This window comes from Stenotrophomonas sp. GbtcB23, from assembly GCF_019091045.1.
GTDB lineage: Bacteria > Pseudomonadota > Gammaproteobacteria > Xanthomonadales > Xanthomonadaceae > Stenotrophomonas > Stenotrophomonas rhizophila_A.
This window is the reverse complement of the sequence record NZ_JAGXKC010000301.1, coordinates 1-316: the sequence shown is the minus strand read 5'-3', so window position 1 is coordinate 316 and position 316 is coordinate 1. Positions and strand designations below refer to the sequence as shown.

The window sequence follows — 316 nt, the reverse complement described above, 5'->3', positions numbered from 1 at the left end:
ACCACGGTGCGCAGATCTTCTTCGTCTTCAACAAACAAAACGTTGATGGGCATTTCAAGGCTCATAGATTGGAAAGCAGAGCGTGATGCGGGCGCCTTCGCCCGGAACGCTGCTTAGTTGGGGAAATCCCCCGGATTGCGTAGTAAAACCAAAGACCTGACTCAGACCAAGACCGCTGCCCCGTCCTACCGGTTTGGTCGTAAAGAAGGGCTCGAAACCCCGTGCCTGCTTGTCAGGTGGGATGCCCTCGCCATCGTCCTCGACCGTCAGGCAGACGTGGGGCTCGGGCGCATGGTTTGTCGATGCAGGGTCTTGG

General features: G+C 57.6%; 1 protein-coding gene. It reads right to left on the bottom strand.

Going from position 1 to position 316, the window contains the following annotated elements; genetic code table 11:
* Positions 1 to 54: 54 nt before the first annotated feature.
* Positions 55 to 316, bottom strand: a 262-nt coding sequence (locus tag KVS69_RS19195) for an ATP-binding protein (protein ID WP_254622299.1), incomplete at its 5' end; no start/stop codon positions are given.